Source organism: Chitinophaga sp. CC14 (assembly GCF_048957795.1).
GTDB lineage: Bacteria > Bacteroidota > Bacteroidia > Chitinophagales > Chitinophagaceae > Chitinophaga > Chitinophaga ginsengisegetis.
Window position 1 is genome coordinate 386268 of the sequence record NZ_JARBFY010000005.1, and the last position, 15938, is coordinate 402205.

14 protein-coding genes are annotated in these 15938 nt (G+C 48.0%); 2 read left to right on the forward strand and 12 right to left on the reverse strand.

Features of this window, described 5'->3' with window-relative positions; genetic code table 11:
* Positions 1-66: 66 nt before the first annotated feature.
* Together PV783_RS21155 and PV783_RS21160 are read left to right on the forward strand one after the other, a co-directional pair.
* The gene (locus tag PV783_RS21155) at positions 67-537 is read left to right on the forward strand and encodes a GAF domain-containing protein (protein WP_420989461.1); all 471 of its coding nucleotides are present in this window, start codon (positions 67-69) and stop codon (positions 535-537) included.
* Between the two features lie 47 nt (positions 538-584).
* Entirely contained in the window at positions 585-1325 is a 741-nt protein-coding gene (locus PV783_RS21160; RefSeq protein ID WP_420989462.1) for a tyrosine-protein phosphatase, read from the forward strand.
* Here the strand turns inward: PV783_RS21160 and PV783_RS21165 are convergent, their stop codons facing one another.
* The 12 genes from PV783_RS21165 to PV783_RS21220 form a co-directional block, all read right to left on the reverse strand.
* Positions 1326-2903 (reverse strand): gliding motility-associated C-terminal domain-containing protein, encoded by a 1578-nt coding sequence (locus PV783_RS21165; RefSeq protein ID WP_420989463.1) that lies wholly within the window; start codon positions 2901-2903, stop codon positions 1326-1328.
* Between the two features lie 140 nt (positions 2904-3043).
* A complete protein-coding gene (locus tag PV783_RS21170) occupies positions 3044-4222 on the reverse strand; it encodes an aminotransferase class I/II-fold pyridoxal phosphate-dependent enzyme (protein WP_420989464.1) in 1179 nt (392 codons plus the stop codon).
* A gap of 19 nt (positions 4223-4241) precedes the next feature.
* Positions 4242-4823: an acetyltransferase gene (locus PV783_RS21175; RefSeq protein WP_111579661.1), complete on the reverse strand. Its 582-nt coding sequence runs from the start codon at positions 4821-4823 to the stop codon at positions 4242-4244.
* 20 nt (positions 4824-4843) lie between these two features.
* The gene (locus PV783_RS21180; RefSeq protein WP_079472811.1) at positions 4844-5455 is read right to left on the reverse strand and encodes a sugar transferase; all 612 of its coding nucleotides are present in this window, start codon (positions 5453-5455) and stop codon (positions 4844-4846) included.
* Entirely contained in the window at positions 5430-6707 is a 1278-nt protein-coding gene (locus PV783_RS21185) for a glycosyltransferase family 4 protein (protein ID WP_420989465.1), read from the reverse strand. Before PV783_RS21185 ends, PV783_RS21180 begins: the two co-directional genes overlap by 26 nt.
* A 5-nt stretch (positions 6708-6712) precedes the next feature.
* Positions 6713-8605, reverse strand: a complete 1893-nt coding sequence (locus PV783_RS21190; protein WP_420989466.1) for a heparinase II/III domain-containing protein — start codon at positions 8603-8605, stop codon at positions 6713-6715.
* The gene (wecB, locus tag PV783_RS21195) at positions 8602-9720 is read right to left on the reverse strand and encodes a non-hydrolyzing UDP-N-acetylglucosamine 2-epimerase (RefSeq protein WP_363439338.1); all 1119 of its coding nucleotides are present in this window, start codon (positions 9718-9720) and stop codon (positions 8602-8604) included. The genes PV783_RS21190 and wecB overlap by 4 nt, the downstream gene beginning before the upstream one ends.
* Before the next feature lie 111 nt (positions 9721-9831).
* The gene (locus PV783_RS21200) at positions 9832-10803 is read right to left on the reverse strand and encodes a glycosyltransferase (protein ID WP_363439335.1); all 972 of its coding nucleotides are present in this window, start codon (positions 10801-10803) and stop codon (positions 9832-9834) included.
* On the reverse strand, positions 10800-12848 hold the full coding sequence (locus PV783_RS21205) for a hypothetical protein (RefSeq protein ID WP_420989467.1): 2049 nt from the start codon (positions 12846-12848) through the stop codon (positions 10800-10802). The genes PV783_RS21200 and PV783_RS21205 overlap by 4 nt, the downstream gene beginning before the upstream one ends.
* 14 nt (positions 12849-12862) lie before the next feature.
* Positions 12863-14233, reverse strand: coding sequence for a hypothetical protein (locus PV783_RS21210; protein ID WP_111579656.1), 1371 nt, complete (start codon positions 14231-14233; stop codon positions 12863-12865).
* Between the two features lie 5 nt (positions 14234-14238).
* Positions 14239-15387: a glycosyltransferase family 4 protein gene (locus tag PV783_RS21215; RefSeq protein ID WP_420989468.1), complete on the reverse strand. Its 1149-nt coding sequence runs from the start codon at positions 15385-15387 to the stop codon at positions 14239-14241.
* Positions 15384-15935 carry a serine O-acetyltransferase gene (locus PV783_RS21220; RefSeq protein ID WP_079472803.1) on the reverse strand — a complete coding sequence of 184 codons (552 nt, stop codon included), beginning with the start codon at positions 15933-15935 and terminating at the stop codon, positions 15384-15386. Before PV783_RS21220 ends, PV783_RS21215 begins: the two co-directional genes overlap by 4 nt.
* Between the last annotated feature and the right edge of the window lie 3 nt (positions 15936-15938).

Below are 15938 nucleotides of genomic sequence, written 5' to 3' on the forward strand. Positions count from 1 at the left end.
TTAACGGTTACTTAGATAAATATAATATAAATTTTCCGGACTTTTGCAATATTAACAACCACAAAAATGGCAGAAGACTTACAAATCATCAAAGGAAATAAAGCAGAGCAGTACACTTCCCTTCTTCCCCAGATCAAAGGATTACTGGAAGGGGAAACCGACCTGGTGGCCAATATGGCCAATGTGGCCGCTGCGCTGAAAGAGCAGTTTGGATGGCTCTGGGTAGGATTTTACCTGGTGAAAGAAGATGAACTGGTGCTTGGTCCGTTTCAGGGTCCGGTAGCGTGTACCCGTATCCGTAAGAACAGGGGTGTTTGCGGCAGCAGCTGGGCACAGGCCCGTACACTTATTGTGCCGGACGTGGAAGCCTTCCCCGGACACATCGCCTGCAGCAGCTTATCAAAATCTGAGATAGTGGTACCGGTAATCCGCAACGGCGAAGTAACGGCCATACTGGATGTGGATAGTGAACATCTTGCTCATTTTGATGTTACTGATCAGCAATACCTGGAAGAAATTGTGGCACTGATTGTGTGATAACAAAGCGGATTTTTGTATCATCGCTTTATTGAGGAACCATTATTATGCTTTTTTTCAGAAAAAAAAATACCGAAACAGTACCACCTGCAGATCTGCTGGCATTTATGACGACAGATATCCACTCGCATCTTGTACCGGGTGTGGATGATGGCGTACCCGACGTGGCTACGTCTTTACATTTTATTGAACAATTGCAGGCAATGGGGATCCGGAAAATTATTACCACCCCACACATCATGATGGACCGGTACCCCAATTCCGCCGGCACCTTAACCGATCCATATCAGCAGGTACAACAGGAACTGCTCCGGAAAAACAGTCCGCTTCCTTTTCACTTTGCTGCAGAATACTATCTTGATGAACAGTTTGTGCCATTGATGCAGCAACCGCTGCTTACCATCTCCGGGAATATGGTACTGGTGGAAATTTCGTTTATGTCGGCCCCGCCACAACTGGCGCAATGGCTGTTTGATATACAGGCGGCCGGCTATCAGCCGGTACTGGCCCACCCCGAGAGATATGGCTATTACCACGCTAACATACCGCAGTACGAACAATTGAAACAACAGGGCTGCCTGTTGCAGCTTAACCTGTTGTCACTCACCGGCTACTATGGAAAACATGTACAACAGGCGGCTGAAAAACTCATGGCGGCCGGCTTACCGGACCTGATCGGCACCGACCTTCATCACGAGAAGCACCTGCGCGCCATTGCCGGCATTGCCAAAAACACGAAGCTCCGCAAAACACTGGAAGCCTATCCATTCGGCAACGCCGCACTATAATCAGCGGATCAGCATCACCGAACCGGTTTGCTTTCTCGCCTGCTGCTTGCTATCAGTATACAAAAGTACCCATACATAAGCGGCAGTTGGTAACATCTTTCCTTTGAAGAGGCCGTCCCACGCGCCATCCGGACTGTTGGTACTGAATACCGTTTGTCCCCAGCGGGTATACACTTCCAGCTTGTAATCATGCACATCGTCATGTACTTTTGCCCGGAACAGGTCATTTTGCCCGTCGCCGTTGGGAGAGAATGCAGTGGGTACGAAAACGGCGCATTCACGGACGTTGCGGATTATATCCGCGCTGCCCTCAACTTCACAACTGTGTGCATCCTTCACTTTGAAATGAAACGTGCCCGCGTCTAACCCCGACCAGCTGCTATCCCCCTGCCAGTGGCCATTATCCAGGCTATATGCATAAGGAGGCGTACCTCCTGTGATATCCAGCATGATCTTTCCATCCATCGTGGTAGTGCAGCTCACATCTTTTTTACGCACTCCTGCAATGCTCACCGGCGAAGGCTCCACCACTTCGATTCTATCGAGTTGCTCAGCGCAATTTTCTTCATCCTTCACCAGCACACTATAATTGCCCGGCGACAGTTTTGGGAAAGAAGACGTATAGGTACCGCTGGTACTGCCGTTGAAATAATAACGATAGGGCGGCGTACCGCCATCAGTTTCCAGTGCGATGGTATTATCGTTATCGCCATAACACGGCGAAGGCGTTACGGTCACTTTACTTTTCACTTCCTTTCCAATAATCGTGGCGCGTTTTGTTACGCTCACGCCATTGGGATGTGTTACCGTTACCTCGTAATCGCCGGGCGCCAGTCCGGTGATGCGTGAAGTGGTTTCTCCGCCCGGGCTCCAGCGGATTGTACAATTGCTGGTAACACCAGTAATGCTCACGCTTGCCTCACCGGTGCGTTCCCCTTTACACGTATGTTTCAGCGTGAGGGAAAGCTGCGGCGTTTCCAGCAGTGCAGCAGAAATATTATCTATCAACAGTGCAGAACCATAAATACTTTTATCGCAGGGAATGGCCGGATCGGCCATGAAAGTGATAAACTTATAGTTGCGGGTGGGATGAAAAACAAAAGTATAGCGCTTCCAGTTGGTATGAAAGAAAGCGCCGGTACTTGCCAGTCTTTCCGCCGTATCGCTGGGGGCATTGCCACCATACACCGTAAGGTTTGCGTAACAGGCCAGGAATGCGTATTCAGGAGCATAGGCGAGATCCATTGATACCGTATAACTTTTACCGCCAATAAGCGGCACCTCCTGGCTAATGGATTCCAGCCATGCGGGACCGCTGTGCAGTCCTATATAAGTTGCTCCATCCGAAGCGGGTTGTGTGATATTGAGAGTGCCCGGTTGTATATCAGGCGTATTTCTTCCTCTCCAGGAAGGGGGCACTTTACCCTGCCCCGGGGTTCCTTCCAGGGAAGGATTTTTCAGTAGAATATTCTGCGCGGTAAGGGGATGCAAGGCGCTCATAGTACAGAACAATACTGCTGCAAGGTGTTTACATACACCGTACATAATATCGGAATATTTTAACAGCAGTGGTTTCATAGTTAGTATGTTTTTGAGGATGTCTTTCTCAGGATTAGACTGATTATATTGATTACGCTGATTTTAATTTTTTTGTGGGAATTTTATTTTTTCTACTACGCTTTCAAAAAGATAAAATCAGCGTAATCAATATAATCAGTCTAATCCTGGGAAAGACAAGCGGGGGAAACGTTCACTTCTGCTGTATTCCCCGCAAATAATTCCTTTATACGATTTGTAACGTTTGAAAGATCTGTTGTGGTGAGATTAGACCCACTCGGCAGGCACAGTCCATTATTAAACAGGTTTTCTGAAACACCGTTTACATATGCAGGAGCGTGTTCAAAAACCGGCTGCATGTGCATGGGTTTCCATAAGGGCCTGGACTCAATATTTTCTTTCTCGAGTGCAAGGCGCACCGTTTCACGGGTAATGCCATTGCTCAGCACCGGGTCAATCAGGATAGTGGAAAGCCAGCGGTTACTGAAAAAACCGGTTGGTTCCGCTACCAGCGTAACACCTGGCAGATCTGACAACTGCTCCACATAATGCTGGTAGTTGGCTCTTCTCTGGGACACTCTCACGTCCAGCACTTCCATTTGTCCGCGGCCGATAGCAGCGCAAACATTGCTCATCCGGTAGTTGTAACCGATGTGCGTATGTTCATAATGCGGAGCAGGATCACGGGCCTGTGTAGCCAGGAAGCGCGCTTTGCTGATGGCCGCTTCGTCATTGCCTATCAGGGCGCCGCCACCGCTGGTAGTGATGATCTTATTGCCGTTAAAACTAAGAATCCCCAGCTTGCCGATGCTGCCGCATGGCTGTCCGTGATATAACGAACCCAATGCTTCCGCCGCATCTTCAATTACCGGAATTTCATAACGATTGGCTACTTCCATGATTTCATTCATTTGTGCCGGCATGCCGTACAAATGAACAGGGATAATGGCTTTAGGCTTCTTACCTTTTGCAATCCTGTCTTTCACGGCTTGCTCCAGCAGCACCGGGTCCATATTCCAGGTACTGGTTTCACTGTCAACAAAAACAGGCGTTGCGCCCAGGTAAGCAATTGGGTTGGCTGACGCAGAGAAGGTCATGCTCTGGCAAATCACTTCATCGCCTGCACCCACACCTGCCAATATCAGGGCAAGGTGCAGCGCGCCTGTTCCGGACGACAAAGCCGCGGCATATGCAGTATGCGTATAGTCCGCAAGATCTTTTTCAAATCCATCCACATAGGCGCCTAAAGGGGCGATCCAGTTGGAATCAAATACGTCTTTCACATACACCTGTTCATTTGCTCCCATATGAGGCGACGATAACCATATTTTTTTGTTCATGACGATAATTTTTTTGCGTTTATCTTTTACGTGCGGGGTTTCCCACCGCTACACTATGATCAGGAATATCTTTGGTAACTACAGCGCCGGCGCCGATCACGGCCCATTTGCCAATAGTAATACCAGGAATAACTACAGCGCCGGCGCCAACATGTGCGCCTTCCCCCACCCTTACATTTCCACATAAGGCTACGTTAGGGGAAATGTGAACGAAATCTTCAAGTACACAATCATGATCTACCGAAGCATTGGTGTTGATGATGCAATGCCTGCCAATCAGCACGTCGGCATTAATGGTAGCACCGGCCATCACCACTGTTCCTTCCGCGATCATGGCAGTAACGGAGATATTGGCCCGCGGGTGCAGGGCCATTCCGAAGCGGCCCGGCAGTTGTTCTGAAATGGTTTTCCGGGTTGAATTTTTACCTATGGAGATAATAATTTCCGGAGATGATAATGCGGGTGAATACGCCGTTACCGGGTACTGCCAGATCTGCTTTATATCCGGGTTGTTATCAAACAAACCGTCCACAGGGATTCCCCGGGATTGTAATATTTCGATAATCACTTTAGCGTGTCCGCCTGCGCCGAATAAATACATATCTGCTTATTTTAATTATTTCATCCATTGCCCATGAAACGCTCCATAGTAGCTGCACCGGCCGCGTTAATCCCTTCTGACTTAATTACTTTCTGTACGGTCATCCAGGCTATTTTTATATCAAGGGCCAAACTGATATTATCTACATACCACACATCGTATTCAAATTTTTGCTCCCAGCTGATGGCATTCCGGCCATTTACCTGCGCCCAGCCTGTGATACCGGGCCGTACTTCATGACGGCGGTGCTGCGTGGCGTTGTATAACGGGAGATAATCTACCAGCAAAGGCCGCGGGCCTATCAGGCTCATATCTCCTTTCAGTACATTGATCAGCTGGGGAATTTCATCGAGCGATGTTTTCCTGACAAATTTCCCCACGGGTGTGAGCCGGATTTCATCCGGCAGGAGCCGGCCATCCGCACCTTTCCGGTCGTTCATGGTTTTAAACTTGATGACACGGAATACGCGGCCATTCTTTCCCGGCCTGGGCTGTAAAAAGAAAGGCTTACCGTTATTGGCGATGGTCAGTAATACGATCAGCACTGCCATCACCGGTGATAGTAATACCAGTGCCAGCAGTGCCGCGGAAATGTCCACGAGTGGTTTAAATAGATTCCTGTACCAATGCATCGGTTGCTTTTATTTCTTTTGTTACTTTTTGCCTGATATAATTCAGATAGCGGAGGGCCAGTACCTGCCGGTCGAAATTTTGTTTGGCGTACTGAAAGCCGCTCTCACCTTCACGTTGCAGGCGCTGCGGGTCCTGCAGGTAGCTGCGGATCGTAGTGTTATAGGCCGCGGTGTTTTCCGGCTCCACATAACAACCCGCTCCGGCTGTTTCCACCAGCTCTCTTGATACGCCGTCGATGGCCATCAGGATCGGCTTTTTGCAGGCCATGTAGTCAAAGGTTTTATTGGAGTAAACCGTTTTAAACGTGTCTACTCTTTTTAATACCGAAGCGCCCATTTCAGACGCGAGGATATATTTGAATACTTCAGCCTTTGGTACTGCATCCAGGAAACGCACGTTTGTGACTCCTCTTTCGGCGGCCAGTTGCTGCAGCCTGGGCTTCTCCATTCCCTGTCCTATCAGCAGGAATAACACCGGCGTATCTTCCAGCGCTTTGCCCGCATCCAGGATCTGTTCCAGGTGATTTGCTACTCCGTGTGCTCCCACATAAGTGATCACAAATTTTCCATCCAGCTGATGTTCCCGGCGGAAAGCCCCGCTGTCAAAGGATTGCAGCAGGTGATCCGACAAGGAAAAATCCGCTGCATTGGGAATGAAGATCAGTTTCTGTTCCGGCACTTTTTTCTTATCCCGGAGTGTATTATAAAACGCAGGCGTTAATACATTGATCAGGTCTGCTTTCCGGTAAATAAAATCTTCTACCCAATAGGCCAGTTTAATAACAAACTTATTTTTCAGAACACCGGTATCAATGGCTGATTCCGGCCAGAGATCCCGCACCTCAAATATCAGCGGCATCCGTTTCAACCTGGACAACAGGTAGCCGGAGAAGCCCACAAATAAAGGCGGAGAGGTAACCACTACTACGTCGAACTTACCTTTCACCTTGAAGAGGCCGGCCCAGAGGGAGGAAAACATAAAAGAGAAATATCCCCACAGCCTGCCGAGAAAGTTAGTGTTATAAGACTCCGACACATGGCAACGCCATACGGTAACGGCGCCCTGTTGTTTCTTTACAAAGTATTTCCCTTTGTACTCCTCTCTTTTTGCGGAACCGTTGTAATGCATCATGCCACCCAGCACCGTCACTTCTGCGCCCTGATCTGTCCAGGACTTCGTGATTTCATTCCACCGCGAGCCACCCGGATCATCTTCTTCTAAAAAATATTGGTGTACTAATAAAATTTTCATGGATATTAAATTATGATCTCAGTAATAATGGTATCAGCATCCGAAGTAAATATGATGCTGCTGTTTTCTTCCTTCACGCCATAGAGAGATGAATACATGCCCGGTTTACACAGCGGCTGCAAAATGGCGCCACTGCTGTCTTCCGCTTTGGTAATTAATTTCTCCGGTGTGCTGGTATGCCACAACTGCCGCATCACCAGGTAAGGAGGTTTGTGCTGGATATGATCTTTTACAATCCATACCGGCGCGTTCTTTTTCTTCCGTACCTGGCGGATGTGGACAATATCTGGCCCCACATGCTGAAATCCGCTTATGGCGCCTTCCCAGATATATTCATCCGTAGTTTCGTATAGTCTTGCGCGTGAGCACTGCGACCAGTTATACCAGATAAATCGCGGACCTTTCAACATCTGGTCGTAGTTATCCAGCATAACGGTGTTATGCGAAGCGGTGCCCATGAAGTAACGCAGGGTTTCTTCATCGGTATTATATTTATAGCTGCCTGCATCCATCAGCAGGTTTTCGTTTTTATACCAGATATCCAGGTGCAGGTTATCCGCCTGCGAGGGCCTGTCCCGGTGATTTCCGCAACGCAGGAAGGTGAGCGTTTCCTTCTCCCGGCAGATAAAATATCCACCTTCGGGAAACGAATACAGCATCTGATCTTTTTCCAGCACCGTGGTTTCATATGCTGCCGGCTGCAATCCGTACCAGTAAAGGTCTTCACTGATTTCCGGGAACTCTGCATCCATTTGCAGCAGCGTGGCAAGCGCCTGCAGCTGCGGACGGTAGTCGCGGTAATGCTCATTATTAAGACGGAAGAACAGCGCGCCGTCGTTGGCCCCATAGTTCGGCAACCAGCCGTTGCCATCGTTCATGCATACACGCAGAAAGCGCAGCGACTTAGCCGCTTTTTCTTTCACATGCGGCGCAAAGGATTCCCCGTTGAGCGCCGACAACCGCAATGCCCAGGTAAACAGCTGGATCACTACCCGGTGGTAGTTCATGGAAAACTGCAGGAAGGTGCCATCGTCATATACCTGGTAAGCAATTTCTTCTTCAAACCACTTCCGCCCCTGCTCTTTCCAGGTAGCGGCGCCGGGCAATGTTGGATACAACAATCCGCCGAGGTATAATGCCAGCGTTTCCGTGATCGCGTGATTGTTACGTACAGCGATCCGCGAAAAATTGATGTTATGAAATACATGATGCAGTTGCCAGTAAATAGCGTACTGGATCTGGTCAAAAACTTCTTCGGTGAGTGCTGGCGAGTGCCGGTAGTAATATAAGGCAAAGGTCCAGTTCAGCACCCGCAAACTTATTTCCTGGCTGCATTTGTAATGCGGACCACTGTTTACTTTATTGGCGCTGATCCACGACAGGATATCGCCAAACACCAGCGCGGCATTGTCTTTTCCGAAGTGATGATCATACCGGATAATATCGTACAGGTAAGCAAAACGGGCTTTCTCCCATACATACTTGATATCGCCGGCTTCTGCTGAATAATCGTTTACTTCCGTCCAGTGCTGTTCTCCATTATACATGAATCCCGAATCCGGGTTTTTCATCCAGGGGAAATCTTTGCCGAGCGATAAAGTAGCGCCGTTGAAAAAAGTGAGCTTTCCTCCTTTGATCTGTTTAAAGCGCTCTGCCAGCACCGGTTCCGGCTTCCGTACCGCAGTCACTTCTTCCCTGCTCTGGAAAAAGAACACCACTGGTTGTTTTTTCCACTCTTCCAATGACAGATAACGCTGAAATGCAGGCGCCTGGGGAAAGCGCTTTTTGAGGCGCCCGGTTCTGCGGTTCAACTCGTGAACAGAACGGAATGCCACATAGCGCCAACCCATATTCCTCACTACCTTCAATCCATTTATTACTGTATTCAAACTACTCATACCACTTCTGTCTGTTGCTGTTTTACAGCAAATATTTGTGTTAAATGTTCGGTAATCCTTTCTGATGTTTTGCCGTCCCATAAAGCAGGGATGGAGCCTTTCTTCCACTGGCCGGCAAATAATTTCTGCATAGCCGGCGCCAATGCCTTGGGATCAGTGCCCAGTAATTCGTTGGTACCGGTGAGACATGTTTCCGGTCTTTCTGTAGAATCCCTTAATGTCATGCAGGGAACGCCCATTACAGTGGTTTCCTCTGTAATGCCGCCGGAGTCGGTGATAACGGCTTTTGCATTTTCCACGAGGTAATTAAACTCCAGGTATCCCAGTGGTTCTACCAGGTGCAAACGCGGATGTTCCACTGCAATTTTTTCCAGGTTCTTAGCGGTACGTGGGTGTACCGGGAAGATGACCGGCAATTGCTGGCTATGAATCATAATTTCATTGATCAGTAAAGCGAGGTTTTCTTCTTCATCTACATTCGCCGGGCGGTGCAGGGTCATTACCAGGTACTGCTGCGGCTGCAATCCTGCCTGTTGCCAGATCGCGGGCGGTGTAAAGCGGCTCCGCTGTTTCAGCAGGGTATCAATCATGGTATTTCCTACAAAGAGGATCTGTTCCGGTGACTTACCTTCTTTCTGAAGATTTGTATTTGCAATTACCGAGGTGGTAAAGAAGTAATCGGTGATAGAGTCTGTTACCAGGCGGTTAATTTCTTCCGGCATAGTGATATCACCGGAGCGGATGCCTGCTTCCACATGCGCTACTTTTATTTTCATTTTCTTGGCTACAATGGCGCAGGCAAGGGTGGAAGTAACGTCGCCTACCACCAGCAACAGATCGCAGGGGTGCGCCGTCAGTTCTTTTTCAAAGCGGATCATGATATTCGCCGTTTGTTCCGCCTGGGTACCGCCACCTGATTCCAGGTTTGCATCCGGTTCAGGAATACCCAGCTGCTCAAAAAACGACTGGCTCATGTTTTTGTCGTAATGCTGCCCGGTATGCACCAGGCGGTAACTGATGTTATAACCCTCCTTCCGCTTTTCCTGAACGGCAGCGATGATAGGAGCTATTTTCATAAAATTAGGGCGCGCACCCGCGATGATGGTTAACTTCATATCGATATGGTTTTAATATGGTTTATCCCTGCGGTCCCGGAGGTGCAGGGGATTTTTCAATCTGGTTTTTCGTTTATGCGTGCGGGATACTTCGTTTACCCGGCACGTTTGTTATGCTACTACTTTTTTATACAGTTGCAGTAATTCCTCTCCCCCATTGCTTAACGTGTGGCGGTTGTATACGGTATTATCATGCCGCATTTTACCGATCGCGTCTGCAATATCCCATTCGTTCAATGCCACCAGCTGTGTGCCGGCAGGCCGGTTCACCACATCAGTAGCCAGCACCTGTTTGCCAAGAAACAGGGCTTCTTTCACTGATAAAGAATCGCCATCTGTAGTAGTGATCCTTAAAAACACATCCGACCTTTTCAGGATCTCGAAGAATGGATGTGGTTCACTGATCAATAAAACATTGGCGGGTATTTCAAGTCCCTGTTGCTGCAGGAAAGATTTATAGCGGCCGGAAGCGTCTGAAATCACCAGCGCATCGTCCTTCATTTTCCGGAAAATATTCACCAGCAGTGTTACCTGGTAGGTTTCATTACCGGCCTTATCAATAGAAACAGTAGACGCATTGGTAGCATATATTCCTGCATATTTCGCCCGCATGCCGGCCACGGCGGCCTGGATGGACGCTGTTAGCTCTTCCGGCTGCTGTGGCGGAATAAATGCGCCGATCATCTGTGTCCGTTTGTTCCATTTCCTGCCTTTTTCAAAGCTTTTCTGGTTCAGTACAATAGGCATATAAGCGATCCTGAATGCAAGCTGATCCAGCAGGTTGTACAAAGCATTGTGCCTGCCAAGGTTTCCGTGCAAAGTAAAGAGCATCCTCTTACCAAATATTGTACCCAACAACACAAAGCAGCAGCGGACTACCGGGTGATAAATATGAAAATGAATGAACCGGTGCTGCCTGATCTGCTTTAAAATATCACCTTTGGTACTTCTCCGGAAATCGGTAAACGTATACTCATATCCGTTGTTATTCAGGTATTGTAACAGTCTTTGTATATGGATGGTCACACCACCAATAGGCGGCGGCATGGTAGCCAGTATTAATAATTTTGAGCGTTGCTTCATTCCAGTTCTTTTATAAGTTGAGTCCTTGCCTGATCGCCTGTTTGCGGGTTGTCCGCATCGCCTAACACCCGGTTACATATTTTCATGGCCGCAGCTTTACCATACTTTTTAGCATAGGCATTCAGCAGCATATAATCTTCCACACCCATCTTAAAAGCCTCCCATCTCCTGCTGGAAATCACCTGGCTGCCATTATCGTATACTACGGCAAAGTCGGCCGACTTGCCATCAAAATCATCCCAGAGTGAGGTGGCGCCCGCCTCGTGTCCCGCATCTGCATACTGCCAGAACCCGATACCGGTAACGTCATCTGCATACGCCTTCCAGGCCATTAAGCGATAGTAGCCGTAGGGCGACAATGACTTGGTAGGTTTCTTTGTATCGTATAGCCATACCTGTTGGGCCGATAAACGTTGCTGACGGTAAGCTTTCAGCACATTGCCGTTATCGTATAGCTGGAAAATATCCACCTGCCCGGATAAGCCGTTTAACACAGTGGCATTGGACACTGTAGCAAAGAGTTTTGCATTTTTCCTGACCGACTTCACCCAGGTGGCAAACTGCCTGTACACCGGTAACTGCGCCGGTTTAATTTCATCAAAAGGATAGAGGTAAATATTGGATGCCGCAATGCCCTGTTGCTGCAAGGCAGCTACCATCGCATCATACCACGTTAAAAAAGATTGCTTCCAGGTGTCGGATAAAAAGTCGTCCTTCTTCCCGGAAAAATCAAGGAAGAGTAACACATTCTGAAATCCTTTTACATACGACAGGTTATTACGGAGCTTTTCATTTTTAGCCAGTTCTATATTGGGCAGCAAAATACCCGGATGAAACACAAAGGTATTTACATAGTGCGCCAGCAAATCCTGCCGGGCGCTTTCTTCGCGTCCTTTAAAGAAGGTATCATTAAAGTAAGGCCATACATTTACATCGGGTTTGTATTGCCGGTAGGCAGATAAAGCGCCGTTGCCGGCGGTAACGGTAAGCGTCCTGCTGGTATTACCTGCACTCAATGTAAGTTTACCCGCGCCGCTTTGCGTTGCCACCGCCTTTACCAGCAATAGCCCCGACTCATTTTGGGCAAGGTTCATTGTTTCCCCGCTCTTTATTTCCATGAGTGCATCGGGCACTACTTTAAAATCGCGGCTTTTCACCGGCTTCGCCCAGTACACCTGGTAACGGACAGCTGGTGTGGAGGCCGTAAAAGTAACCTTCACACCGGTAGCCGCCGCTGTATTATTGATTAAGGAAAAAGCCGCATATTCAGAAACACCGGGCAGGGTTTGGATCGCAATATCCCCGCCGGCTGTTTGACCGGAACCCGCCAAACCGGAGGCCAGCGGCGTTAATGTTATACCACTTCCGCCGGCAGGCGCCATACTTTTGGCAACCGGTGCATCCCCGCCCGCGCCTTCTGCTGAGAAACGTTTATTGATAGTAGCGGTACGCTGCTCCTTTACAAATCCTTCCATCGCAGAAGAAGCCACCATCATTGATTTTTTGCCGGCGGCCTGCTTGCCTGTGAACACCTGTATTTCATCTGTAAAAAAGTAACTGCCATTGGGAACTACTATCAGCCGTATATACTTTCCCGTTATGCCAATATTCCGGAGCGATAACGGCACAATGCGGTAGTACTCATCTTTTACGGACGACTGCCCCATCATATCACCTGCAAATGACCAGTTCTGCTGATCATTGCTTACAAATGCCAATACGCTCAGAGGCAGCGTTACCTGGGCTTTTTGCCCCGTTACGGTATTGAGGTTAATACCCGTTACCGGTACCGGCTGCGGCAAGGTAATATCAATGGTAATTTTACCGGTGTTTTGCCAGCCCAACGTTCCGGGATCTTTCCAGAAAGAATTACCGGTAATATATTTTCCGTCAGATAAAGAGCTTACCTGGCTTTGATCTTTCGTAAGACTATAATTTGGTGCAGGCGTTACCTTGCATTGCCACCCGGAGATGGCCTGCTGGGAGACAGCGGGAAACTGTATCGCCAGTATCATGCAAAAAAGGAAAAATACTGATCTCACCATAGCAAAAAAATTTGTCACTTAATCAACGCATAAACAAATACCAACCCAAAGTAAAACAGGAGCGATGCTGCGATGAGCTGCTTCCGCTTTACTTTATCCAGTGATAAAAATCCACCTGCAAAAACAACATATATAACCGGGTATACCGACATAATCCTTCTCGTATCCGCATTGGAGCTGGCCCCGAGGATCAGCAGCGCTGCAATGATGAACAGGAAACGTAATTCCCTGATCTTAAAGAATGGATTACGCGGTTTAATAATAGCCGTATAAATAATAACGCCCCAAACCACAAACCAGAAAAGGGCCGCCAATGCCCAGGGAATGAAGAAGGGGTTTTCTTCCAGCACCGCATAAAAAGGAAACGGCAACGTTTGGGAAAACAATCCCACCACCACGTGCCGCACACCAAAAGGCAGTTTCAGCAGCAGGCTGCCAAATGAGCCTAACCCTGCGTTTGACATAGAAGAGTCCAGGTAATTTTCACTGGTACTCTGAATAGTGTTGAAGCCCTGCTGCAGGTAAACCACCTGCGTTAACGCCGGTAATGCCAGCAGGATTAAGATGGGTATTTTAAATTTATTGAGTGTTTTGTTATTCTTGTCTGTTACCAGCAGATAGATATACGCCATTAAGAACGAGGCGCTGAAAAAGCCATGCTCCGGCCGGAATAAGTAGATCAGTACTGTAAGCAGGATGCCATAAAAAATACCTGCCAGTCCCTGCCTGTTAATGATCAGCAGGAAGTACAAGCCAAACAGCAAACCGATGTGTACATCTCTCAGATATACAGCAGAAAAGAAAAAGTTATAAGACAGGAAAGCATATACAACCGTAAACTTTATGCTGAGTTCACGATTGATATAAGTTGATAAAATGCTGAACAGGATCACGGGGATCAGCGCTGAGCAGAACACGATCTGTAATTTCTGCAATACCAGCGTATTATTATCAATGCCTTTGGCCAGGAAGCCCAGCACGCTGGAAAACCAGGCGAAGCCCTTCCAGTCGGCCGAGAAGAAGTCATCCCGGTAATATGCTGTAATATCGCCCAACGTCCGCATCGATGCTACTTTATCGATGTAGGTATAAAACGTTACCGAATCCTTTGCATAGAAAATATCCCGGAAAGGATCCTGGATATAGATAGCATTCGTTACCAGCATAAAGATACCATACACCAGGAAAAACGAGAGGAAAAGCCGCAGCCCTGTTTGCCTGCGGGCCGGTTCTTTAAACATGGCTGTTATAATCAGCATGCCGGTACCCAGCAGGATCATATTAAACAGGAAAGTGGCTACACTCACTGATACAATACCAGCAATACAAGCGAATATAAAATTCAGCAGGAGCAGTAAATTGGTATTGGCATTGCTATTCCTCATTCCTATCAGATATTAATAATTTTGCCGGCCATCGTTACATTTGAAAACTCCGACATGGCCCGTGTATAAGCAGTGGTTTGCAACCTGTTTCTCAGATCTGCATCTTTCAGAACAGTCACCACTTTATTGATAATTTCTTCTTTTGATACCGGATCTACCAGGTAGCCGGTTACATCATTCACCACCGCTTCGTTGGTTCCTCCCCGGTTGCCTGCAATGGCTGTTTTGCCGCAGGCTGCCGCTTCGAGGTATACCAATCCGAAAGATTCATAAAACTGGCTGGGAAGAATAAAGAGATCGCAGACGGCGAAATAATCGGAGAGTATTTCGCGGGCAACGCCCCCGGTAAACAATACATGTTTTTCCAGTTTCAGTTCCTTTACCTGTTGTTGTAATGCAGGGAGATAAGCACCGCTACCTGCAATAATGCAAAGCAGATCCGGCACAGCAGCCACTATTCCGGGCAGGCTTTCAATGACCAGTTCCTGTCCTTTCTCTTTTACCAGGCGGGAAGCGCTGAAAAGCACAGGGCGATCAGGATCTATGCCCAGCCTGCCTTTGATAGCGCTTACCTGCTGCGGGGTACGCTGGTGGAAAATATCCGTATCAATTCCATGACGGATCAGCAGCAGCTTTTCTTTGAGTGCGGTTTTCGTCCACAACTCATATTCGGCTTCACTAACCACTACTATTTTCTTCTGTTGTTGCAGGAAATTCAGCATCCGCCGCTGCATGCCAAAAGCGCGCAACAGGAAGGAAGGCTTTTCAAAGAAGCTGGCCTTTTCGCTGCCATGCAGCACCGACAAGGAGCGGGCCGACAAGTCCTTTAATGCCGGGTGGAACAGGGCGCCCATTTTTTTTGCACGGGCGTCGCTGAAAATGATGGTATCAAACGACTGCTCCTTTACTATCTTCTTCAGCTGACGGAAGAACAGGTAAAAGTGAACATATTTCTTTTCGGGGATAGTATAACAGTGAATGCCATACGTTTTTTCAAATGATGCCAGGAAGGCTTCATTACGTGGCGTTTTATAGGTGAGCAGGCTCACCTGGTGCCCGTTTTTCACCAGTCCTATGGCCAGGTCGTGTGCATACACGCCCGCGCCTCCGATGATAGGCGGAAATTCGTAAGATATGATTAAAACATTTTTCATAGACCCCATTCGTTACAGATATACCCCTCTACATCCTTTCCCTCGTAAATCACTGCGGGGTTACCCATCACCAGCGAGTTAGCAGGAATATCCCTGTTTACATATGCTCCCGGTGCTATCATCACATTATCTCCGATATTAATTTTACCTACAATTATTGCATTGGATCCAATCCACACCCGGTTGCCTACCACCGGCACGCCCATAAGGCGGCCGCGGCTCGACTGCCCTATCACTACGCCGGGCGAAAGATTTACATTGTTTCCCAGTTGCGCATTCCCATTGATAACAATCGTGCCGAAATGCCCGATATACAATCCATAACCCACTTTGGTGGTATGTGGTATCTGGAATCCATATTTATAAGAATAATGCCGGAGTATTAACCGCAGCAAAATTCTGAATGGCGCCGCAGCGCCTTTATGCAGCCTGAAAAAAAACATGTAGCGGAATCCTTCTATTAAAAAGAAAGCCTTTACAAAGCTTTTTGCATCTGTTTTCCCGTGATACCGGTGTAAATCTGATTTAATCAATTGCCTGACTCTCATAAA

Coding starts and splice junctions, on each gene's coding strand:
- PV783_RS21155 (WP_420989461.1), top strand. CDS start 67: ATGGCAGAAGACTTACAAATCATCAAAGGAAATAAAGCAGAGCAGTAC.
- PV783_RS21220 (WP_079472803.1), bottom strand. CDS start 15,935: ATGAGAGTCAGGCAATTGATTAAATCAGATTTACACCGGTATCACGGG.
- PV783_RS21170 (WP_420989464.1), bottom strand. CDS start 4,222: ATGAACAAAAAAATATGGTTATCGTCGCCTCATATGGGAGCAAATGAA.
- PV783_RS21215 (WP_420989468.1), bottom strand. CDS start 15,387: ATGAAAAATGTTTTAATCATATCTTACGAATTTCCGCCTATCATCGGA.
- PV783_RS21200 (WP_363439335.1), bottom strand. CDS start 10,803: ATGAAGCAACGCTCAAAATTATTAATACTGGCTACCATGCCGCCGCCT.
- PV783_RS21165 (WP_420989463.1), bottom strand. CDS start 2,903: ATGAAACCACTGCTGTTAAAATATTCCGATATTATGTACGGTGTATGT.
- PV783_RS21180 (WP_079472811.1), bottom strand. CDS start 5,455: ATGCATTGGTACAGGAATCTATTTAAACCACTCGTGGACATTTCCGCG.
- PV783_RS21185 (WP_420989465.1), bottom strand. CDS start 6,707: ATGAAAATTTTATTAGTACACCAATATTTTTTAGAAGAAGATGATCCG.
- wecB (WP_363439338.1), bottom strand. CDS start 9,720: ATGAAGTTAACCATCATCGCGGGTGCGCGCCCTAATTTTATGAAAATA.
- PV783_RS21175 (WP_111579661.1), bottom strand. CDS start 4,823: ATGTATTTATTCGGCGCAGGCGGACACGCTAAAGTGATTATCGAAATA.
- PV783_RS21210 (WP_111579656.1), bottom strand. CDS start 14,233: ATGAGGAATAGCAATGCCAATACCAATTTACTGCTCCTGCTGAATTTT.
- PV783_RS21190 (WP_420989466.1), bottom strand. CDS start 8,605: ATGAGTAGTTTGAATACAGTAATAAATGGATTGAAGGTAGTGAGGAAT.
- PV783_RS21160 (WP_420989462.1), top strand. CDS start 585: ATGCTTTTTTTCAGAAAAAAAAATACCGAAACAGTACCACCTGCAGAT.
- PV783_RS21205 (WP_420989467.1), bottom strand. CDS start 12,848: ATGGTGAGATCAGTATTTTTCCTTTTTTGCATGATACTGGCGATACAG.